This window comes from Candidatus Methanoperedens nitratireducens (assembly GCF_000685155.1).
Taxonomy (GTDB): domain Archaea; phylum Halobacteriota; class Methanosarcinia; order Methanosarcinales; family Methanoperedenaceae; genus Methanoperedens; species Methanoperedens nitratireducens.
Genome location: NZ_JMIY01000007.1, coordinates 205,211 through 227,177 on the forward strand (window position 1 = coordinate 205,211; position 21,967 = coordinate 227,177).

Below are 21,967 nucleotides of genomic sequence, written 5' to 3' on the forward strand. Positions count from 1 at the left end.
AGTTTAACCTGAGAAAAATATCATCCCACAGGATTATCCTGAATCAGTGGCCTCTCCTTCCTGTAGTCCTTAAGCCTTCTGATTATAACCTCGCCTAAAAACAGGATAAGGGCTGCAAGAAGGAATGGCTCTTTTTTGCTCACTGGCTCCTGAACAGTCCTTATTGCCCTCTCTTTAATATCCATCAGCAGTAGACCTTCAACTTCATTCTCGCTATATACGCGCCCGCCGCTTGATGCAATAGCAGTGCTCAGTTTCTCATTGAAGCCTATCTCCCTGTATTCAAGCGGATAGTTCACGGCTATCCCGTATCCTGAGAGATCATGGAACCCCTCTTTATCAGGATTGATCGAGGCTTCGTATGTTACCGGCCCTGTGCGGGAAAGATCAAGTGCCGTTCCATCGAGTCTGACCTGCGGCAGGGTATCGGACGTGATAATAACCCTGCCAGGAGTGCCGGCCCAGATATCCTCGGCCTGTATGACCACGCCTTCTTTTGGCCTCGGGTCTCCGATCGCCCAGTTGATCATGGAGGGGATGAGGCGCGAGTTCTCACCGCTGTAAACTGCTGGAGCCCAGCGCGTCTCACCTGCGCCGTTATCTGTGGTGAATGCAGCCACCCTGCCCAGGCCGAAGCTCCACACCGTAAGTATAGGCTTGTATCCCGGGGATGTTGCAACCAGCTCATCTGCCCCTAATTTCGGAATAACTTCATTGTAACCCGTTATATCGGCTGAGAGATTGATATATCTTGTAATAAAATGGCCAGTGTCGATTGGTTCGATATTATACTGACGGTAGTCTGGGGTGGGGGTTGGTGTGGGTGTTATTTCAGGCTGCTTCTCATCACCTTCAAGGCATGGTCTATTTTTTTCACATATTTTGTGCCCTGGATCCACGACCTTTGCATTCTCACCAAAAATTTTAGCTAAATCATCATATAGTTTATCAGCCTTTGCATTTACTTCATAGGACAAAATTATCTGTATAAAAGTTATATGAATGCCTTTACTCTTTAAATCCTCTACAGTTTTTTTTGCCTCTTCAAACCCATCCGGATGTATCTGACCATCCGATATTACTATAATCTCCTTTGTACCGCTGACTGAATTTAATAAATTTTCTGCAGCACGAAGTCCTTTGTCTATGTCAGTAGGATTTTCGCCACCTTTTGTATCTGGACCAATATCTCTTATGAATCGCTCAAGTTCAGCTCTATTGGCATCACTGCTCATTGACAGCATATCTGTTTCAGCTGTCACCCCACTAAATGCTGCAACGCCAATACGGCTGTCCCGTCCTATATTCTGAACAATGCTTATGGCATTTGCATTAATAAGACCTATGAATGTTAGGCCAGTGGTGGCATCTCCTAAAATAGTGCTTCCAGAAGAATCAATTAAGATTACAAGATTCCTTCCGCCCTTATACTCACCCGCCCTTGATATTATCGGCAATAGGGCTTCAACAGGTGAGTTATTGTAATTCCCTTTATCATATGATATATCCCCTCCCACCACTACAAGTCCTCCTCCGCCGCCCACGTATTCTCTCAGGACATCTGCACTTAACTGCGCCGCACCCCTGTTATCTATTATCACAGCCTTGTAACGGGAAAGGTCATCAGGCACTGTACTGGATCGGGTAACAGCATACAGGCTGTCTATTACGGTATAAAGCGGCGAGCCTGTATCATCCGTCACTGCCAGTACCTCTGGCTTTGGCACAACGAACACGGATTTGTAGAACACATTGTTATCCTTGAACCTGTCCTCACCCTCTGGTGTTATGGTCGCCGTTACCCTGTGCGTTCCAAGTGAATCGAAGGTATAGTATACCGAGGTGACATTGGTTCTCTCTGTCTGGGTAATCGCCTCGCTTTTCACAGGTGCGCCGTCTATATCCACATCAAGCCTGTAGCTTATCTCACTTCCAGCCTGCCTTACAATGATATTGAATACATTCTCATTCCCGATTATCAGGTTCTTGGCGCTCTCGATCTCAACACTGGCATCGTTGTGTATCGGTTCCTGTCTCACTGCATATACGCGCGTACCTGTGCCTGAGACAAAGGAAATGGCATCGAAGAGGTCTTTTCCGTAATTACTATTTCCGTCGCTTACAAGTACGATATTGTTATTCTCAGCAGCACTGATCACCTCATCCCCGATGGGCGAGTTTACCCCGGCGAACTGCCTGTACGTTGTGGGTGTCCTTGATTTCAGGGATTCGAACAGTTTTTCACCCGTATCCATGTTAAATAAATCCATACTCATAGTCTTATCAGATACAACGGCAATCCTGGGGGCTTCGTCCCGGATCGTGCTCGTTCCGAGGGTGAAAGGCGAAGCAAGCGCTATTATCAGCAAACTCAGGATTATCACGCGCGAGATCACAAGGGGTCTGGATATACCTCTCCTTATGGCATACCATCCTGCAAGAGCCAGAGGACTTATGAGTAATAGAATAAGCGGGTTAGCGAACTGGGGAGGGGTAAGATCCATCACAGCTCACCTCTCCAGCGCAGGTAGTACAGCTCAAGGAACACAAGGAACATTGCCGCTATTATGAAATAGATATCAAGATATCTTGGAGATCGTATTATCTGGGTAGTGACAGTCTCCTTTTCTCCTGGTATTGATGCTGATGAAGAGATACTGCCACCTGCCAGGTTTGATTCCCGTTCATCGTACAGGTTTACAGCCACATCCTTATCAGACAGTTTATATATCCCGACCTCATCAAGCAGCAGCATATCTGTTGTAATGCTGTCAGCAGGAGTCTTTATGGTCTGGCGTGAGGGAAGTTTGATAAACTGTCCTGTCCTTGCGTTATACTCGCTAACATCAAGGCTTCCGCTTATCCATTCCATCATCTGTTTCCAGAATAAAGGATATTCAAGATGCGCATGGAAATCACTCCATACATTCTCATTGAGGGGATCGTAGATATTATCCCCCTGCGGGTCGGCAAGTCCTGAATAGATCACCATCCCGCTTCCTGACTTCCAGTATGCGAGAATTGCGGATTTATCCCCTCCTTCAACAAGCGTCACTGCGCCCGTCTTTGCCGTGGCCTTAAAATGTTTTTTAACATCAACTTTTTCAATGCTGATGTCCTCTGTCATCCCGCTTGCCTTTACAATATTCAGCGATGTTCTAGTCGAGATAGGGCCAGGCTCAACAGGCAGTAGATCCATATCCTGTAGATCCGGTGATGCGATTATTACTGCGTTACCGCCAGCTTTAACGTAATCAGAAAGACTCTTTACCGCTTCAGATGGTAGTTGAGAACCAACAAAGACAGTCGAATACCCTGATAATGAAGGGATGCTCTTCGTATCTGCTCTCTTGACCGTGGTATGAGGAATAAGGCCAAGTGCAACGAGTGAAGGTGTTTTTGCATTATCTGTAATATACAGGATATCATTTTTTACTGATCCTGGTATTATGATATAGGCATTGTTATCCAGGGAAAGCGCATCATTTACAGTAAGAGAGATCTTCGTTATCCCGGGTGTTAAGTTACTGATCGTGAAGTATTCACTGGATTGCCCTCGCAGGTTAAGTGTGCTTGAGAGTATATTCCGGTTATCTGTGGTAACATCGATTTTTACGTCCTGTGCCTCTTTATTGAAATTTTTAATGTTGATCTTATAATCGCCAGATTCGAACCAGCCGCTCACTATACCGATATTATCCGTCCTTCCGCTTACTGTCACAAACTCAACATTGATACCATTGGCCTGCGCCAGTTTTTTTGCAACCAGGGGGTCATCGCCGCCCCAGCTTGCAAAATCTGAGAAAACCACAATTCTTCCGCCTTCGGGAAGCATCCGACGCCCCAGGAGAATGGCACTTGATATATCAGCGCCCGTGGCTTTTGCCTTCAATTTTTTCAGTGAATCTGCTGCGCTGCTGGAAGGTGCCTCTTTTATCACCATTACAGGCACGCTCTGTGCAAGTATCACCGTGTTCTTTGCGCTCAGGAAATTACCTGCCTGTTCAACTGCCCGCTCAAACCTTCCATCAGCCTGCATGCTTGCAGAGGCATCAAGAATGATCACTGTATGTCCTCCTCCTATCTCCTCGTTCGCCATAATAAAAGGCGCAGCAAGTGCAAGTGAAATTATTGTAAGCACAAGCAGTTGAATAAGGAAGAGCGGGTCTTTGAGGAATTTCCTGAAAACGTTAAGCCTCTTCTTTCGCTCAATGTCCATAAGGAACATTAAAGAGGGGATCTTTATCTTAAGCGGTCTGGGGCGCAGTAAATATATAATTATAAGCGGGATGATAGAAAGAAGCGCATAGAGCCCGGCCTGGTTTGCGAATTGAAGCGGGTTTGTGTATAGTATATCTAAAATACCCATCTTAAACCTCTATTTTCCGAAAGCCTCTGGCGCATTTTTCTAAATTCCCAGATGACTGCTGGGTGGCATTGAAATCTCACTGCAGAGAACGCAAAGGTCGCAACTATTTTTATTGCTATGATGCGAAAATTCTGTATAGTTGCATGGCTCCCTATTGTACGCTGACCCCCTTTGTACATGCATTGCTAAATGATGTCAGTTCCTCAACCACAACTCTCAAAAGTTCTTTTCCCGCGGGTTTGGGGATTTCTCTCCCCTCCTTTTTAGCGGTCTCCAGCCAGAGGTCAATTGCTATCTTAATCTCTTTCAATGCCTCTTCTTCTGTTTCCCCAAAAGCAGAGCATCCGGGGAGTTCTGGCACTATAGCAATATAACCCTCGTCTTCTTCGCTATAGAATATTTCTATTGCATATTTATACATTATTTTCCTCCTCCAGTAGATTATACTTATCAATAATTTTTAAAAGCTGTCTTACTTGATAAGGCTTTGCCCATCCGCCAACATTTTGGAAATTCAATGCCTCTCTTATTCCATTACGCATGTATGTCCTGTGGCTGCCTTTTCCACCCGAATAACTCTGCTGCACTGCAGAGCCTATTATAACGTACATTCCTGGGATTTTCCTTTAATTCCTCGTAGATAACATTTTTATTCATTAAACACCTATAATTTGATTATAAAATTATAGATTTCGCACTTCATGCTCTATTTTTCCATCTTTACATCTTGCCTGCTTACAACCTGGAATATGGTATCAAAAATCGGCATATCCGTGGTTACAGTATGAAAATCAGCCCCGACCATAAGACAGGTCTCTTTTATTTTTGCTATGTGATCGTTAAGGCGCCTCTCATATTCAGAACGAAGCTTCGGACTTGTATATATATCCATTTTATCATCAGTCTCAAGGTCGGTTAATCTTGCTTCCCCTCCAAGGTCAAGGTTTTTTTCCACAGGATCAAGAACCTGAATAAGTACAAACTCATGATCCCCGAGCCTGAAGATGCTGTTTTTTATAGAATCAATATCAGCCATGAAATCAGAGATTATTATTACAAGCGACCTTGATTTTATAATGTGGGCATACTTTTCCATACAATAATCGAATCTGGTCTTTCCCGATAGTTCGATGTTATTGAGAATATCGATGATCTGTGAAAGATATCTTCTTCCTCTCCTTGGTTTTGTGATATTTATCTCATCTCCAAAGGTAGATACCCCGAATTTCTCGTTATCCTTGGTCACAAGATAGGCAAACCCGAGCGCAAGCATTGCAGCATATGTGAATTTATTTCGAAAATCCATACTCCTGCTGGTATCAAGGAGTATGTGTGTTGTCAGGCTCTTCTCTTCCTCAAATTCCTTGACATAGAGCTTCTCAGTACGTCCGTATACCTTCCAGTCAATTATTTTAAAATCATCTCCCTGTGTGTACTCACGGTAGCTCACAGGCTCCATGCCCCTGCCTTTCAGGATCGAGCGCCGGCTGCCGCTGTAGGCTGTGGAGACGCGTTTGCGCACCATGAACGAGAAGCGGTCAAGCTCCTTGAAAAATGAAGTGTCTATCATAAAGCGACACCTCGCTTTATGCGGTCTAGGGGTATGGTCTTGCGACCATACCCCTTCGTTTGATAAACCTTTCTCAAAGGTTTAGCGACACCTCGCTTTATGCGGTCTAGGGGTATGGTCTTGCGACCATACCCCTTCGTTTGATATGCGAAGTAAAGCGGCGCAACGGTTTTCATCTATTTCACGTTTTTCAGTATATCCGAGATCACCTGGTCGGTTGTCTTGCCTTTGCGCTCTGATTCGAACGTGAGAATGATGCGATGGCGCAGCACAGGGTAGGCCATGGCATCGATATCTTCTGCGCTTACGTAATTGCGCCCCTTGATCAGTGCCCTTGCCTTTGCTGCCAGGATAATACCGATAGAAGCCCTGGGGGACGCACCGTATTCGATATGTTCATTCTTTTCTCTGGTTGAGATCACGATTCTGATCGCCCTGTTCCTTATATCATCGGCTACAGGGACATCGCGTGTAAGTTTCTGGAGCTCAAGGACATCGTTCTTTGTAACCACGCGGTTTAGCGAAGGTATGATGTTGCGCGTGTACCGGTGAACGATCTCTTTTTCATCCTCAAATGTGGGGTAGTCCATTAATATCTTGAGCAGGAACCTATCCAGTTGTGCCTCAGGCAGCGGGTATGTACCCTCCATCTCAATCGGGTTCTGGGTAGCGAGTACAAAAAAGGGCTTATCCAGAGGATATGTCTTATTCCCTACCGTTACCTGTTTTTCCTGCATGGCCTCAAGCATCGCGCTCTGAGTCTTGGGCGATGCCCTGTTTATCTCATCTGCCAGTATAATATTTGCGAACACAGGTCCTGGCTCGAAACGGTACTGCTTCTTTCCGCCTATATCCTCGATGATGTATGTGCCTGTGATATCTGAGGGCATAAGGTCAGGAGTACACTGGATCCTGCTAAATTTAAGGTCAAGCGCTTTTGAGATAGTGCTTATAGTGAGGGTCTTTGCAAGGCCAGGGTTACTTTCCACAAGCGCATGGCTGTTGCACAGGATCGCAATCAACATCTGCTCTATGGCTTCACGCTGTCCTACGATGACCTTCCCTATTTCATCAAGGAGTTCTTTGAAGGTCCTGCTTGAGCCTGTGTATATATCATTGCTCATTTTTTAACCTCTTTCTTTTAACTTTAAATCTTGCTCCGTTCGACTGCATATTTATTGATCAGCTCCTTTTCTGTTTCCGTTTTTTTCATAAGTGCGCCGTATCCTCCATCAGAGACATTTGAACCAAGGACATCCACAGGAAAATCCGCTGACCGGATAAACTGGTTTTTATCCGGGCTATACTCACTTATCGTACTACCTGCCCCTGAGCCCGAATCAAGAGACAGGTCAACAGGCTTGCCTTCAATAGGTGCAATATTCGGCTTGCCAAAGATGTCTCCCTGGCCGGTTGTTCCCACTTTATCGGTTTCAACGGGCGGGCCCTGGGCATTAAAAGTCTGATTATTAATATTTTCGATAGTTTCATTCACGGTGCTGGTGATGTTAGTAAAAGTTTCGGGTGGAATAGCGTACTTATCAGGGTTTAAAGAAACCATAGCTGCACCTGAGATAAATATAACAGTTACCAGGATCTTTGTGATCAACATACCTGTTGCCAGAAGATGCGATGATGAAACACCTGTCAGTGAAACGGAAACATGATCTTTTAATGAATCAACTATTATATTGTTCTCATTCCTGTTATCGTATGCGGTTCTTAGTCTCTCCTTTAATTCGGAATATTTATTTTCTATTAACAGATTAATATTAATTTTATTATCTTTTCTATGCAGCAGTAAAGCACTGATTATAGCAGTAACAAACGCCAGAATTGGTAAAATGACTTCAATAGGAACTGGTAAAGAATATTTATCTAAAAAATCTGCAGCATGTTGAAAGATAATTAAGACTGCATATAATATGCTAAAAATAGAGATTAAATCCAGGATAAAGATTAACCGCATGCGTTTGAAATAGCCTGATTGAATTTTTAAGAGCTTATCCAGAAAATCGCCCATTCAGCCACCTTCTACCGGCTTTATTGATATTATTTATACCTTAATATAAATTTTTAAGACCTTTGCCATCATTTTAATTTGCAACCAATGTCTCTAACTTACACTGCTTACAATACTTATTAAACTTTCGAGTATTGAGAGCCCATACATGCAAGCTTATGCGCAACCCTGGTGTCTCTAGATCAAATACGAAAAATTTATTATACAATAGACCCCAGTTTAGATGGGGTGAAAGAAATGGGAACATATGAAGATACGCTTGAAGATATGGAGAAGACGCTGGGATCAGTTCCTGAATTTATTAGGTTTATTTCAGAGAGATCGATTGTTAACGACTGGACTTCATGGAAGGAGGTCGGAGAGATAGACCTTGAGAGGGCAAGATATCTATTAAGTACAGATGAGATAATAAGCGAATGGCTGGATAAGGCCCATACTGCCAGTATGAATGCAGAATTTAGCAGAAAGGCAAGAACAGTTTGCTGCAGAATGCTGGTTGATACAGATAAAGCGCAAATGGCAGTAACAAAAACAGGTGAACAATTCCTTGTCTGCAATGATAACTGCAGAAGGTTTATTGAAACGGCAACTCCAGAACAGATAAAAGAGATTTCAGGATAACCGCAAAGTAAGTGCAGAAAAATCTAATTTTGAATCAAACCGAAAAGGGCCAAAACTAAGAGAGAGTATAAGATGAGACTTGAGAATAAGGTTGCAATTATTACAGGAGCAGGAAGCGGTATTGGCAGAGAAACGGCACTATTATTTGCCCGGGAAGGAGCTAAGGTTGTTGTAGCCGATATAAGCGAAAAAAATGGCAGGGATGTAGTAGAGGAGATTAAGAGATCGGGAGGCGAGGGATTCTTTATTAGGGTAGATGTATCCAGCAGGGAACAATCAAAACAGATGGCTAAAGATACACTGGAGAGATATGGTAGAATTGATGTGATGATATTTAATGCAGGTATTGTTCAGGACTCTCTCCTAATAAAAATGACAGAAGAACAATGGGATAAGGTTATTGATATAAATCTCAAAGGGGCTTTTAATTGCAGTCAGGCAGTGCTTGACGCTATGATCAGCCAGGGTAGCGGTGTAATCCTCAATGCATCTTCTATCGTGGGACTATATGGCAATGTCGGCCAGGTCAATTATGCTGCGTCCAAGTCCGGGTTAATTGGAATGACAAAGACTTTAGCAAAGGAGCTTGGAAGGAAAGGGATAAGGGTCAATGCAGTGGCCCCGGGATTTATAGCTACCCCGATGACAGCAGGTGTACCTGAGAAGATTCTTGAGATGATGAGAGAGAAAACACCCCTGCGCAGGCTGGGTGAACCCAGTGATATTGCATATGCATACCTGTATCTTGCTTCGGATGAGGCCAGGTTCGTTAATGGGGCAGTGCTCAGCGTGGATGGTGGACTGGTCATCTAATATTAATATTAGTAACAGGGTAATCCATTGCTATTAACCAGATTACCCTTCTTTTAATCCTAAATGGTTATTCATTTTCAAATAGCTTTATACTGAATGCTGATTCTTTTTGTATATAACAGGAGGGGTGAAAAATATGGACATATTTGATGTATTGACTGCTATCTCAGAGAGAAAAACAGCAGCCATACGCATGGGTATGAACGAGTATGATGCTCTAATGAAAGCTATATGTGATATATCTAAAGAATATCATATATCGTTACCTGATGTTAAAAAGTTAGTAGGATAGTGATGCATTTGATTTTAAAATCACTTGCAGCCGGGTAAATTCCTTCGAGGCGTATTGCTTTGAGATACATTTAAGCCTTGAAGGGCCTATATAATCTAAAAAATCTTACTAAGAATAGTAAATAAAACTAAGAACATCAGCGAAGAATAGCGAATGTTCTCTATCCAGATATTATCTATCAATATTATGTATCGCCGACAATACCAATACGATACAAAGTTTTATTTGCGATGTGTTCATACCTCCGTACTTGGGGAGATATAATCATGGTTACATCAAATCTCGACAAGATTTTTAATCCAAAAAGCATCGCGATAGTTGGAGCAAGCGATGAGGAGGGCTCTGTCGGATATATATTAATGAAGAATCTCATAGAACCGGGATATAAAGGCACTGTTTACCCTGTCAACATCCGCAAATCTGAGATTCTCGGCATCAGAGCATATCCATCTGTAGATCAGCTTCCAGAAGTCGTTGATCTTGCTATAATCGCTACCCCGGCTGAAACTGTTCCTGATATAGTAGAGGAGTGTGGAAAAGCTAAAATAACAGGGATAATCATTATTTCGGCCGGCTTTAAAGAAGTTGGACCTGCTGGCAAAGCATTAGAGGACAGGATTCTTGAGATAAAGAAGAAGTATAATCTTGATATTATAGGACCTAACTGTCTTGGCATTATCCACCCGGATATCAATCTTAATGCAACTTTTATATATAAAATGCCAAGAACAGGCAGTATCGCGTTTATTTCTCAGAGTGGCGCATTAGGTTCAGCCATTCTGGACATAGCCACCCATGAGAACATTGGCTTTAGCCATTTCGTTTCAGTAGGCTCTATGATCGATGTTGACTTCGGGGATCTGATAGATTATTTTGGCACCGACCCAAAAACAACCAGCACATTGATGTATATCGAAGGACTAACCAATGCCAGAAAATTCATAAGTGCTGTGAGACACTTTGCAAGAACAAAACCAGTTATTGTGGTAAAATCCGGAAGGTTTGCTGAAAGTGCAAAGGCAGCAGCTTCACATACAGGGGCACTTACAGGCGAGGACATGGTATATGATGCAGCCTTTAAACGTGCAGGTGTGGTGCGTGTTGAGGGAATTGGTGATCTATTCAATTGCGCTGAGGCTCTGGGCAGGCAGCCGCTTCCATTAGGACCAAACCTTGCCATCATTACTAACGCAGGCGGGCCAGGGGTAATGGCTGCGGATGCAATTATAGCCAAGGGTGGAAAGCTGGCCAAACTAAGTCCAGAAACGATAGAGACACTTAATAGCGTCTTACCTCCCTACTGGAGCAGAGGAAACCCGATCGATCTGCTGGGAGATGCAACGCCTGACCGTTATCGAATCACAGTGGAGGCATGCTTTAAGGATGATAACATTGATGGCGTGGTGATAATCTACACTCCCCAGGGCGTAGCTGATCCTGCTGAAATTGCCAGAAGTACTGTGGGAATATGCAAGACTATGGGTTTTTGTAAGACATATCTTACATCCTTCATGGGTTATGAAGATGTGGAGGAGGCAAACCGTATCTTTACTGAAAACGGCATTCCTACATATTATACGCCAGAGCAGGCGGTTGATACGTTCATGTATATGTATCAGTATAAACGTAACCTTGAGTTACTCTATGAGACACCTGGAGAACTGCCTGCGGATACTGTTCCATCCAAACGTCCTCTTACAGTGATTATAAAAGACGCCGCAAGGGAAGACCGCGAGATATTGACTGAATCTGAGACAAAGCATATTCTTGACCATTATAATATTCCTGTCGCTAAAACATTAATTGCAAAGACTGGCGATGAAGCAGCTGCTTTTGCTTCACAGATAGGCTACCCTGTGGTTCTTAAGATTCTCTCGCCCCAGATAATCCATAAAACAGATGCAGGAGGGGTAGTACTTGATATTAAGTCTGAGCCCGAAGTTCGAGCGGCTTTTGATAATATCATAAACAGGGCCAAAGAATATAATCCAGAAGCGCAGATCCAGGGTATCACGGTTCAACCCATGATCAGAAGAAGGGGCTATGAAGTTATTCTCGGTGCAAGAACTGATCCGCTTTTCGGTCCTGTAATCCTGTTTGGAAGGGGAGGTGTTGAGGTTGAGCTCTACAGGGACGTTGCTGTCGGACTTCCGCCACTGAACCGAACGTTAGCCAGAAGAATAATGGAGGAAACAAAGATCTACCAGATTCTGAAAGGCTATCGGGATCTGCCGCAGGCGAATATTAAGCTCCTGGAAGAGATAATGGTGCGTTTTTCTCAGATACTTGTGGATTTTCCACAGCTGAAGGAGTTTGAGATTAATCCATTATTAATAGATGAGAAAGAAGCTTTTGCTCTTGATGCCAGGGGTGTGATCGATAAAGAAAGTGTGTTTGCAAGGATTGAGCCGCATGCGCATCTTGTGATCAGTCCGTATCCTGAGAAGTATAGAACCCTCTGGAGGCTTCCTGATGGACGGGTTGTTCTGCTCAGGCCCATTAAACCTGAGGATGAACCCCTGTGGCTTGAGATGTTCTATAGCCTCTCAGAGGAGTCCATACGCTACAGGTTCTTTGGTGCCATTAAGGTGCCTATAGCACATGAGTTCAGTTCCAGGTACACCAATATTGATTATGATCGAGAGATAGCCATTGCGGCAGAACTGGAGGAGGAAGGGCGAAGGAAAATGCTGGGTGTTGTCAGGCTTTTTGTGCAGCCTGATGGGAAAAGCGGCGAGATAGTCTTTGGTGTCGCTGATCCCTGGCAGCGCCTGGGTATAGGGTTAAAACTGGTGGATTACATAATTGAGATCGGCAGAGATAAAAAACTTGATATAATATATGCGGTAATGCTGCCTGATAACTATCGGGCGATCGGGCTTCTTAAGGAGATGGGATTCACCATTGATTTTACACCTGAAGGCACCGTCAGGGCTACTTTAAATCTGAAAGAGGAGGAAGAAGGAGGTCCGGGCGAAGTACAGAAAGGCATAGCGCCGGCAGCAGAGAAGGAAGCAGAGGCTGTACAGGAGTGATCAGCCTGCTGGTAAATTTACGCCGAGGAAGGGATTTGAACCCTTGCTTACCTTTCGGTAAAACAGGTCTCGAGCCTGCCGCGTTAGTCCGCTCTGCCACCTCGGCACGGGTGTGGTTTTAATATAGTTCGTTAGCTATTAACCTCTGGAAATCATATAATATGATGCACTATATTATATAAGTATTTATGAGGCTTGATTCTTATCTTGTAGAGATGGGTGATTTCAGTTCACGCGGGCGCGCAAAACGGGCTATTATTGAAGGTCACGTGAGAGTAAATGATAGGATTATCACCAGGCCCTCGTATGATGTTGCCTATGCTGACAGGGTTGAGATAACGGGAGACCTGGATAAACCTGCAGGGTACTGGAAACTTAAGGAGATCCAGGAGAAGACCAATCTTATCAGGGAGGGCGATCGTGTACTGGATATAGGTTCAAGCGCAGGAGGTTTTCTACTATTCGCCTCTGAAATCGCCTCCCATGTCCACGGTATCGAGTTCAGCCGTGAGTTTCGCTCAGAACTCAAGAAACTTGCACATGAGCGCCCCAATATAACAATAGAATTCGGGGATGTGTTTACAATGCCTGTTGATAGGGAGAAATTTGATGTTCTGCTTATGGATATCACTGCAAGTCCTTTATCTTCTATAAAGGCACTTGAGAACGTACTTCCTGCACTAAAAAGCAAAGGTCTACTGCTTCAGGTGCTGAAATTACCGAAAGAGAGAGAAAGAGAGCCTGTTCTCATGAGACTGTCATCACTGGGACTGGAGATTATTCAAATACTGGAACCCGAGAAAGAGGAAATATATATTATAGCAAAGAAATCTACAAAGTATTTTGAAAAATTGTAATCTCCATAATATCCAACTTTCTTAAACTTAACCTGTTTGAAGAGATTTTCAAACTTTTTCTTTCCTAAAGCCATATAATTCATTGAATAAAATGCATGGTTAAAACCGATCGGCGTTTTTTGATGCTCAAAATGTTGAATACTACTTTTTCGGGATTCGGATACTCAAGAAAAAAGTAAAATGCTTGATCTTTGTGAATCCTTGCTTGAATAAACTTGGGTTTTGCTTTGAAAAATGAATCGGCAAAACCATTATCAATAACTATAGCAAAAATAGTATCCCATCATAAATAAATCTCAAACTTATAAGTGCAATTGCACCGAGCACAAGTCGTCTGAATGCACTTTGTGGAATCTTATAAACAATTTTTTTACCGGTATAAGAACCGGCAATGGCAATTATAAAAAGGAATGGAAGATAAACATAAAATCGTGGCTCAAGGAATCCGCTTCCAAAATATATAGGAATTCTAGTCATATCTACTGCCAGCGCAATAGCTGCAGCCGTTGCAATGTAAACGGTTTTCTTCAAGTTAAAAGCTGAAAGGAAAGCGCCTCTTAAAGCTCCGCCAGTGCCAATTAAACCTGCCAGGAATCCAGATAAACCTCCTCCAATAACCGCATTTTTATTTGAAGGTTTGAATTTAAAATCTGGTTTCACAATCGATGTAATTGAGAAGACAAGTAAAAAGACACCCAAAACTAATTTTAACACATCCTGTGGAGTATAGTTCACTAACAGAGCGCCAATCACAGTTAAGATTATGCTGGGTATACCAAAAATCAAAATTAACTTTTTGTCCAGCCCATGCCTGAAAAACGTTATTCTGCCAAGATTACCAAATATGTGGAAAAAGGCAACAAGGGTCAATGCTGTTTTGAAGTCCACAAAAAATAAAGCAAGAGGTAAAAATATAGTTGAAGAACCAAATCCCACAATAGTTCCAATCACTTCTGCTATGAAAGCTGAAATGAAGAACAATAATTCTGCCATGCAGGATATATTTCAAATGTTCTATAAAAGCATTTTGATTTATAGCAAGACAGAAGTGATTTCACTTAACGTATGTCATATCTGAAGTCCCGGGGGAGCCAGATACGCTCTGTTAGGCGATGGATTTTGCCCATTCATTTTGCTGATGTTCATCTCGTTAATTTTTCAATCAATTTTCTTCCTCTGCTTATCATGGCAGGACTGCCTGATTTCATCAGCTCTTTAAGTTTCTTGATTGAGAAAAATCTTTCGCCTAACGGCTGGCGTGTATGCGATGTTCCGCCGAAGGCGGAAATTTGGGTGAGCGATCGAAGGGAACGAACCGCAGTTACCACAGCAATCACCATAATGCCAGTTTCTTTTATAGTTCTCTTAACTCCTCCAGAAGTGCAGGACGTTTCTTAAATTCTACTTTTAAATTGGAAAAACGCTGTTCCCATCTCGATTCTTCATTTAATATATCGATATAAATGTGTTTTACCATCCCCAGATATCTTGCTGCGGTACGATATGTTCCTCTGTTACCATTCTGGATGTTACTATATGCTTTTTGCCAGTAATATTCAATGATATCTTCTGGGAACTCTTCTTTTAACCGTTTTGCGAACTCATCAAAGTTGTATTCTTTTTCAAACACAAATCCGATGCCAGGTCGTTTTTTGGGTGGATTTAATAATATGTTTACCACTTCTTTTTTCATGTTTTTATCAAGACATATTCGTATATAGTCTTCCAGGTCTTTCCCTCGAACTTCCTGGATAATTTTCGGCTCGATATCTTTCCAATCTGCCTCAACCATGAACTGTTTCATTTTATTGTAGTGCGCATATGATCTCACTTCGGGTATATATCCGGCTGCTTTCACATACTCGAATGCTTTTAGAAGTACTCTTTTTGCGTTTTCATAATCGTTCTCTGCTTTATAATATTCAAATAATCTATCCAGCATCTCTTTTTCGTCGCTTTTTTTCTTGATCGCGTACTGTACGACACGCTCCAGATTAGCGAGATCTCTGCTTTTTGCATAATGATCAGACAAAAATTCAAACAATTCCGTCAGTCGCCCATCTCCTTTTAATAATCCCTCTTCTGCTATTTCCACGGCTTTCTTTCGCTCGCCTTTCTGGATATAAAATTCTGCCAGATCCCAGTAATCCATACCATAGTGGAGATCCTCTTTCCGCATTTTCAAATATGCATCATTATCCTTTAGATGTTTTTTCTGGATATCCATGATCAGGTCTCTTCTCCACTCCGTTGGTCTTTCGTCAAGTTTTTTCACAAGATATTGCCATTCTTCTTTTGTCTTACAGAGTGTGAAGCATATATCCATCATCTTATCCTCAAATCCGGAGTTCCCAATATTATACTCCTCAAAGAGTTCATCCATAAATTCAAATTTCGCCTCTGTTGAGATCTCACCTTTTTTAGCCAGTTCCTCGATATCATCAAGATAACTATAGCATTCACTTTCTTCGTCTTCCGGTCCACCACCATATTTGTTGAATTGTGAAATAATGGATTTAGCATCATACCAATGTTCCCATAATAGTTCCTCGTTCAAAGCTCTTCTTTCTTGTTTTCTGTTAATATCTTCCATATCTTCTGACTTGTCCATAAACCATTTCAGAATCGATTTCCGAACTTCCGGGTTTTTATTCAACAAAGTCTGCACTAAATCATACATGTCTTTGTTACTGAGAGTTCTCAGCTTTTCATCTAAAGAAAAATCCTGAATTTGTATCTCCTTTTCTTTTCGATATTCTTTATGCGATGGCACAGTATAACTCCTTCTCATTTATCCCGCAAAGAAAATTCAACGACACGTTGTATTCCTTTCTTTCCGACACCGAGTGTGATGGGATTAATGTTCTATTCAATCAATCCCTCCATCAAGCTCTGATGGATCAATCTCATAACTAACATAAAGTCCAGGTTTTATTTTGCCTTTTTTGGGAAGTTCAGGCAGTTTACTCAGTAATTCTTTTGTTCCACTTTCTTCTAATGCCCAATCCTGTAAATCTATAGCCTGACCTCTACTAATTCGCCATCGAGACATGGTTATTTACTTCTTTGTTTATTATCCTTAAATCTTTGCCCACACGATTTCACTTAACATACGCTCATATCTGAAGTCCCGACCAAGTATTTGAGTCGGAGCGCAACGCCGCAGCAAGATATGAGCATGTTATCCGACCCGAAGGGCAAGATTGTAAAGCAAGCGCAGGGGCGTGAGTAAGGTCGATCAAATCCTCTTTGTTAATTCATTCCAAATTTTATTCCCAGATTCTCTATCTACAGAAAAACATGTCATCATAAATCTATAATCAATACTTGTAATAGTTTTAATTTCAGTTGCAGTAAGTGGCTTTTTGATCTCGGAAAAAGACTTTAATTCCACATAATATTCTTCATCTATATCTTTAGGTTTACCAGGGTAGTGGGATTTCTTAAGATCACTTTTCACTGTTCCCCTGGCAACTATACCGATACCAGATTGATAAAGAAAAACATAGTCTCCCCTTTGCAATCTTTTTACGTGATTCTTCCAGGGATGATAATAAGCTGCAGCTTTTTTATTTTCCAACATATCCTTATGGCATAAAGGGTTGTTACTATAGTTTGTATTTACAATATAATAGCCCTCTTCAATATCTTCAAATGGATCGTCTACTGTTTTATAAGTGTTAAATTCCAAATAGATCTCACCAGATGTTGTTTGATAAATTCGATAAATCCATCCTTTGATTTCTAATCCTTGTTTCTTCCAGTATAATATAGCTTCTCTCGTCTTGATATCAATTCCATTTGTCAAAACGATGTAATGTTGCTTCTTATTAAAATCACCCTCACAAATATTCGCGTCCGGAAATCTTTTTCTATGTGCCTCAATTAGGGTTTCCCTCGAGAAATTGGAAAATAAATTATTCAATTGTTCATAATCATACTGGCCAAAAATCTGTCCATATCGCAATACTTGTAGCACATTAGAACTTTGAGTCTCCCATGCTTTTAGCTCAAAAATATAAAGAGATCCCTTCTCATCTATAGCCATTAAATCAGGTTCCTCTTGCCACCTTCTTGATTGCATTATTACTAATAGTTCCTCTTCTCTAATGACTCTATCAAGGTTTTCAAATAATAATTTTTGCAATTTTCTTTCATCCCAATTTAGATCCTTTAGATACACTCTTTTAACAATGTCTATGCACTCGTTTTTTGTATCCAACTTAAATAGCATTTTTCACCTCGAATTAATTTTGATCTTACTCACGATTTCGCTTAACGACTGAGCGTATCTGGAGTTCCGAGCGAAGCGAGGAATTTGGGCGGTGTGACTAAGCTCTGAAATATCTGGCATTAATGTCATCTATACCACCATTTGCCTGAACTTCATTCATTTTTTACCTCTGGATTTAATAAAAAGTCCAGTGAACTTTTTATCTCACCTAAATCTCTATATGAATATATATATTTCTGTGGTCTTACTGCTTTTATGCCCCAACAGTTCTTGAATATATCGAAAGGCTGTACCATTTTCTATATTATCAGAATATCTACATCTGAGGCATAAAATAAAAACTATTACATCATCATGGCCAGAATAATCTAAATTGTTGCACAATATCAAGAGGTTTAAAACTTGTCAGAAAAAAATAGTTTGATCGAAAAAGTCGTGGACAATGCCATATCCGCTCAGAATGCAGCAGTATAGGCAATAAAGACCCACAGATACGAGCATTTCCTGCTTGAGCACTCACGTCCCTATGTGAACGTCATCAAAGGCTTTGAGTGTTCATTGGAGCAATCAAAAGAAGCTATGGACTTATACCAGAAAAGCCTGCTGCTCCATTATGATATCCTCGCCTCCCTCACAAAAACCATAACACCTCTGGACACTGCCTTTCTTGAGTGACAGCAGACGCCCGTCACTCTTGAGATAATGTATGTATTCGACCCCTTGCGCCCGTGGAGATGTGCAAGAACTGCGCCACCTCAAGATACTTACCAGCGAAATGTGATTACTGCGTATCTCCCGGATTGAACAGCACGCTCTGATCAGTCACAACCCATACATCCTCACTGACATGATCTCTTTTAGCAGTTTCTCAGGCTGGTAATCCATTAGTTGATTATTTATTATCAAAGGATAGTCGTATCCTTCCAGGATCATTCTTATTAATTTGCCCTCCCCGCCCGCAATAACATACTGTATATCCTTATGCTTCTCAATTATCGTGCCAAGCGCTGCCCTTACCTTATCTGCATGGTGCCTGATATCCTCCTCGACCAGGCTCTGGAAGCGCTTCTGGCTCCAGCCCCCTTTTGAGTGTTTCCCCATCACACTGCTTCGTACTATATCATGCTCCACGAAAGTGTCCTGCTCCAGTATCCCTATAAATGTCTCACCTGCATGGGCATTGATCACCAGTACTTTATCGCTTATGAGGCTGTTTTTTAATGGTTCTATATTAAAGCGCCGATCAAGTGAGTACTCTGAGTGCGATACAGGAAAAACAGGGATAACCACTAATTTTACAATCCCGATTGTATCATAAAAAATAACCTTGCCTGTTTGCGAGTCTATTTTCTCGATAAGATACAGCGCAGAGCTTTCGATCTGGTCCTCTATATCAGATATAATATTCTTAAGAATATCATCCCTTGCAAGATAAATAGTTATCAGAGTGGAAGTTTTCGATTGTAACGATTCAAGTAAAAAAAGAACATTCTCAAGTTTATTCCTGGATAAACTCTCAGAAAAATGGAAATTCAATTCACCGGATGATTCTTCTTTAAGTCTCTGTACCTCGTTCTCAAGCGAAGAGATTCTCTGCCTTGCCTCATTTAACTCACGGTCAACTTCCTGTTTGGTTGCTATTGTTCTCTTTGTTTTTTCACTCTTTTTCTCAAGCTGGAGCAGAAGTTTTTTGTTCTCTTCTTCAAGCTGCGTTATTCTTGCCTGCAGGGATTCTATCTTATCCTTCTTAAATAAATCAAACAATTACCTCACCTCTTCTCTCCAGCACTTTTAATACGATATACGGTACGTCCCTGTCAAGAAATCCGATGCTGTCATCAACACGGATCACCCTCTCTGAGCTTCCCCCTATCCTGAGCCCTGTCACTTTACTAAGAGCAAGAGCTAAAGGAGTATTCCCTTCAATTATCGGCTCCTGCCCGGGTTTTGTCTCTTTAAGTAAAGAGACATTAGCATGGATTGAGAGAATGCATCTGCCGTCTATAAAGAAATTGAAGCTCCACGGATTCCCTTTAGATTCCCCAATCAATAAAAAAGGCTCATCTGCAAATGCTGACAGGCTGCTCTTTCCACGGTTAATATATTCCCAGCCTGTAAACCTGCTCAAATGCCTGCAAAATGTACGGGTCTTTGAAGAGGGTTTACGTGCTGTGGTAATGATCATTCAGCTTTAACACGTTTTACAAGCACCGGCCTTTCCTTAACAAGGATACGGTGACCGCAATAGGGGCAGCGGATGCCGCTGTATTGATAATCGATCTCAACCGGCCGCTTGCATCGTGTACATTTATATACCATAACCTGACCTTATATATTTAGTGCTCAGCTTACTCTGGATCTCTCAACCTGTACTGCTCTCATGACCGTCAGATGAGCCGGAGTTTGAGGCACATATGAGCCGCCTGTAAACGTGGCTTCGCACTTGGTGCAGGTCCATATACCCGTGGCAGTTCTTCTAACTCTTTTAGCTCCACATCTTGAGCATGTGTATTCTGCATGCATCTTCTCCTCGATATCAGCCACGAGTTTTCTGCTCTTTGTACCGTACCTGACGCCGAATCTGCCAGCAGATCTTGTTTTTCTTCCTTTTGCCTTAGTTTTTGCCATAATTATATCACCAGAAATTTCTCTCTTATTTCTTTTGCCTTATCAATTGCAATATCCACTATATAAGATATCTGTTCAGTAGTAAGTGGGTGCACACCGCTTTTCTGCATGGCTGATATTGCTCCTTCCTGATTGGATGTAACAGTCAGCTTGGTTCCGGCTATACTCTCTTCATCCAGTGATGGATCAAGCATTATTGTACCGCCTATATCAACCGCAGTTATAGATACAGGCACATCCCTCATCGGCACATCCATATCCTCCTCACCAATGTTAAAGCGCTTGGCAGGTACTTTAGCTGTCAGAAGTGAAGCTATAGCTCCAAGCGCTGCAGCATCCATTATATTTCCACCATCATCAAGAACATGCACATCTATGAACACCATCCATACTTTTTCACCCGGTGTTATACACAGCTTTGAGAGGTCAATGGCTCCTGATTCACGAACACCCCTGTCAACCACCCTTGCAAGCTCAATAGCGTCCTCCCTTGGAGGCCCTGCTTCAAATACCGGTGATGCCAGCGGGATAAGTTCAAGGTTGGTAATGATTACACCCTGATCCGGCGTATCAGGAAACGGTGCCCCTGGCTGGATTTTTACACCAACAACTAGAAGTGTGTCCCCCAGTTGCACGCGCGCAGATCCCTCTGCTCTTTCGATAACATTCGTATCGATTGTTATTTCCCTGTACTGGTCAAATGCCCGTCCATCCTCTCGCTCTCCTTTAACCATAAGATTATAGATATAATCCTTGCGGAGTTCTGTCATTACCTCGTCACTCAATGACATCACCCCCCTCCATCTGCGAGGAGTACTTCTCAACAAGGGCAGCCCTCTGAAGTTCATAGATTGTCGTACATGCTCCCTTGGCCATCTCAAGGGCTTCCCTGAATTCATCCCTGGTGAGATGACCATCCATCTGCAGAAGTGTAATATTTCCATCAGGTGTCATTGCAACAGGCATATCTGCCTGGCCATAGTTATCCTCATCTTTATTTAGATCAAGAACCAGTGTATCATCTACTTTACCGACAGCGCATGATGAAACAAGGCTTTTCATCGGTATGCCTGCATCAGCCAGGGCTATGGAAGCTGCATTTATCCCTGCTGTCCTGGTACCTGCATCAGCCTGAAGCACCTCTACAAAAATATCGATAGCCGAGCGGGGAAAATATTCCTCGAATATAACTGGTTCCAGAGCCTCACGACTTACCTTTGATACCTCAATACTTCTTCTATCAGGTCCAGGGCGTTTACGTTCCTCAACAGAGAATGATGCCATGCTGTATCTGTACCGTACCACTGCACTGGTTGATTTCGCCATATGCCGCGGGTGCACTTCCCTCGGACCATAAACAGCGGCCATCACCTTATTTCCACCAAGTTCAAGGTAACATGAGCCATCTGCCCTGTTTAAAGCACCCACTTTGATTTTGATGGGTCTTAACTCATCAGGTCTTCTGCCATCAAGGCGAATGTCACCTTCAATTAATTTTTCCGGTCTATTCATAAAAATTCCTCTT

General features: G+C 42.3%; 24 protein-coding genes and 1 tRNA gene. 6 read left to right on the plus strand and 19 right to left on the minus strand.

Annotated features, from left to right (window positions below):
• Positions 1–20: 20 nt before the first annotated feature.
• The 7 genes from ANME2D_RS13015 to ANME2D_RS13050 all read right to left on the minus strand — a co-directional run bounded on the left by ANME2D_RS13015 (position 21) and on the right by ANME2D_RS13050 (position 7,962).
• The gene (locus tag ANME2D_RS13015) at positions 21–2,504 is read right to left on the minus strand and encodes a vWA domain-containing protein (protein WP_048092523.1); all 2,484 of its coding nucleotides are present in this window, start codon (positions 2,502–2,504) and stop codon (positions 21–23) included.
• Entirely contained in the window at positions 2,504–4,369 is a 1,866-nt protein-coding gene (locus ANME2D_RS13020) for a vWA domain-containing protein (RefSeq protein ID WP_048092525.1), read from the minus strand. Before ANME2D_RS13020 ends, ANME2D_RS13015 begins: the two co-directional genes overlap by 1 nt.
• 151 nt (positions 4,370–4,520) lie before the next feature.
• Positions 4,521–4,790 (minus strand): type II toxin-antitoxin system HicB family antitoxin, encoded by a 270-nt coding sequence (locus tag ANME2D_RS13025; RefSeq protein ID WP_048092527.1) that lies wholly within the window; start codon positions 4,788–4,790, stop codon positions 4,521–4,523.
• Positions 4,783–4,980, minus strand: coding sequence for a hypothetical protein (locus ANME2D_RS13030; protein WP_052368927.1), 198 nt, complete (start codon positions 4,978–4,980; stop codon positions 4,783–4,785). Before ANME2D_RS13030 ends, ANME2D_RS13025 begins: the two co-directional genes overlap by 8 nt.
• Before the next feature lie 95 nt (positions 4,981–5,075).
• The gene (locus ANME2D_RS13035; RefSeq protein WP_048092529.1) at positions 5,076–5,939 is read right to left on the minus strand and encodes a DUF58 domain-containing protein; all 864 of its coding nucleotides are present in this window, start codon (positions 5,937–5,939) and stop codon (positions 5,076–5,078) included.
• A gap of 176 nt (positions 5,940–6,115) precedes the next feature.
• Positions 6,116–7,063: an AAA family ATPase gene (locus ANME2D_RS13045; protein ID WP_048092533.1), complete on the minus strand. Its 948-nt coding sequence runs from the start codon at positions 7,061–7,063 to the stop codon at positions 6,116–6,118.
• Between the two features lie 23 nt (positions 7,064–7,086).
• Entirely contained in the window at positions 7,087–7,962 is an 876-nt protein-coding gene (locus tag ANME2D_RS13050; protein WP_048092535.1) for a DUF7502 family protein, read from the minus strand.
• 237 nt (positions 7,963–8,199) lie between these two features.
• Between ANME2D_RS13050 and ANME2D_RS13055 the strand changes: the two genes are divergently transcribed.
• The 4 genes from ANME2D_RS13055 to ANME2D_RS13065 all read left to right on the plus strand — a co-directional run bounded on the left by ANME2D_RS13055 (position 8,200) and on the right by ANME2D_RS13065 (position 12,723).
• Positions 8,200–8,583: a hypothetical protein gene (locus ANME2D_RS13055; RefSeq protein ID WP_048092537.1), complete on the plus strand. Its 384-nt coding sequence runs from the start codon at positions 8,200–8,202 to the stop codon at positions 8,581–8,583.
• A gap of 72 nt (positions 8,584–8,655) precedes the next feature.
• Positions 8,656–9,396 carry a 3-oxoacyl-[acyl-carrier-protein] reductase gene (fabG, locus tag ANME2D_RS13060; RefSeq protein ID WP_048092539.1) on the plus strand — a complete coding sequence of 247 codons (741 nt, stop codon included), beginning with the start codon at positions 8,656–8,658 and terminating at the stop codon, positions 9,394–9,396.
• Positions 9,397–9,532: 136 nt separating this feature from the next.
• Positions 9,533–9,688 carry a hypothetical protein gene (locus ANME2D_RS18165; RefSeq protein WP_157834122.1) on the plus strand — a complete coding sequence of 52 codons (156 nt, stop codon included), beginning with the start codon at positions 9,533–9,535 and terminating at the stop codon, positions 9,686–9,688.
• Positions 9,689–9,954: 266 nt separating this feature from the next.
• Positions 9,955–12,723 carry a bifunctional acetate--CoA ligase family protein/GNAT family N-acetyltransferase gene (locus tag ANME2D_RS13065; protein ID WP_081810284.1) on the plus strand — a complete coding sequence of 923 codons (2,769 nt, stop codon included), beginning with the start codon at positions 9,955–9,957 and terminating at the stop codon, positions 12,721–12,723.
• A 20-nt stretch (positions 12,724–12,743) separates the two neighbouring features.
• Here the strand turns inward: ANME2D_RS13065 and ANME2D_RS13070 are convergent.
• Positions 12,744–12,829, minus strand: a tRNA-Ser gene (locus ANME2D_RS13070).
• Between the two features lie 82 nt (positions 12,830–12,911).
• Between ANME2D_RS13070 and ANME2D_RS13075 the strand changes: the two genes are divergently transcribed.
• A complete protein-coding gene (locus ANME2D_RS13075) occupies positions 12,912–13,580 on the plus strand; it encodes a S4 domain-containing protein (protein WP_048092541.1) in 669 nt (222 codons plus the stop codon).
• A gap of 261 nt (positions 13,581–13,841) precedes the next feature.
• Here ANME2D_RS13075 and ANME2D_RS13080 read toward each other — a convergent pair whose 3' ends face one another.
• The 5 genes from ANME2D_RS13080 to ANME2D_RS13100 all read right to left on the minus strand — a co-directional run bounded on the left by ANME2D_RS13080 (position 13,842) and on the right by ANME2D_RS13100 (position 17,802).
• Positions 13,842–14,573 (minus strand): sulfite exporter TauE/SafE family protein, encoded by a 732-nt coding sequence (locus tag ANME2D_RS13080; protein WP_048092543.1) that lies wholly within the window; start codon positions 14,571–14,573, stop codon positions 13,842–13,844.
• 149 nt (positions 14,574–14,722) lie between these two features.
• A complete protein-coding gene (locus ANME2D_RS13085) occupies positions 14,723–14,920 on the minus strand; it encodes a hypothetical protein (protein ID WP_048092545.1) in 198 nt (65 codons plus the stop codon).
• Between the two features lie 14 nt (positions 14,921–14,934).
• A complete protein-coding gene (locus ANME2D_RS13090) occupies positions 14,935–16,173 on the minus strand; it encodes a tetratricopeptide repeat protein (protein ID WP_157834123.1) in 1,239 nt (412 codons plus the stop codon).
• A gap of 276 nt (positions 16,174–16,449) precedes the next feature.
• Positions 16,450–16,632 carry a hypothetical protein gene (locus ANME2D_RS13095; protein ID WP_048092549.1) on the minus strand — a complete coding sequence of 61 codons (183 nt, stop codon included), beginning with the start codon at positions 16,630–16,632 and terminating at the stop codon, positions 16,450–16,452.
• A 186-nt stretch (positions 16,633–16,818) separates the two neighbouring features.
• Positions 16,819–17,802, minus strand: coding sequence for an EVE domain-containing protein (locus ANME2D_RS13100; RefSeq protein WP_157834124.1), 984 nt, complete (start codon positions 17,800–17,802; stop codon positions 16,819–16,821).
• Between the two features lie 489 nt (positions 17,803–18,291).
• On the opposite strand from ANME2D_RS13100, the gene ANME2D_RS19095 reads away from it, so the two are divergent.
• Positions 18,292–18,489 (plus strand): DUF2193 family protein, encoded by a 198-nt coding sequence (locus ANME2D_RS19095; RefSeq protein ID WP_157834174.1) that lies wholly within the window; start codon positions 18,292–18,294, stop codon positions 18,487–18,489.
• Between the two features lie 147 nt (positions 18,490–18,636).
• Here ANME2D_RS19095 and ANME2D_RS13105 read toward each other — a convergent pair whose 3' ends face one another.
• From ANME2D_RS13105 to rrp41, 6 genes are read right to left on the minus strand one after another with little or no spacing between them, the layout of a single operon-like run.
• Positions 18,637–19,578, minus strand: a complete 942-nt coding sequence (locus tag ANME2D_RS13105) for a Vms1/Ankzf1 family peptidyl-tRNA hydrolase (protein WP_048092553.1) — start codon at positions 19,576–19,578, stop codon at positions 18,637–18,639.
• Positions 19,571–19,999: a Brix domain-containing protein gene (locus tag ANME2D_RS13110; protein ID WP_081810285.1), complete on the minus strand. Its 429-nt coding sequence runs from the start codon at positions 19,997–19,999 to the stop codon at positions 19,571–19,573. The genes ANME2D_RS13105 and ANME2D_RS13110 overlap by 8 nt, the downstream gene beginning before the upstream one ends.
• Positions 19,996–20,133, minus strand: coding sequence for a DNA-directed RNA polymerase subunit P (locus ANME2D_RS17505; RefSeq protein ID WP_081810286.1), 138 nt, complete (start codon positions 20,131–20,133; stop codon positions 19,996–19,998). Before ANME2D_RS17505 ends, ANME2D_RS13110 begins: the two co-directional genes overlap by 4 nt.
• Before the next feature lie 24 nt (positions 20,134–20,157).
• On the minus strand, positions 20,158–20,442 hold the full coding sequence (locus tag ANME2D_RS13115; RefSeq protein WP_048092557.1) for a 50S ribosomal protein L37ae: 285 nt from the start codon (positions 20,440–20,442) through the stop codon (positions 20,158–20,160).
• A gap of 2 nt (positions 20,443–20,444) precedes the next feature.
• Entirely contained in the window at positions 20,445–21,233 is a 789-nt protein-coding gene (gene rrp42 / locus ANME2D_RS13120) for an exosome complex protein Rrp42 (RefSeq protein WP_198527433.1), read from the minus strand.
• Positions 21,220–21,954 carry an exosome complex exonuclease Rrp41 gene (gene rrp41, locus ANME2D_RS13125; RefSeq protein WP_048092559.1) on the minus strand — a complete coding sequence of 245 codons (735 nt, stop codon included), beginning with the start codon at positions 21,952–21,954 and terminating at the stop codon, positions 21,220–21,222. Before rrp41 ends, rrp42 begins: the two co-directional genes overlap by 14 nt.
• Between the last annotated feature and the right edge of the window lie 13 nt (positions 21,955–21,967).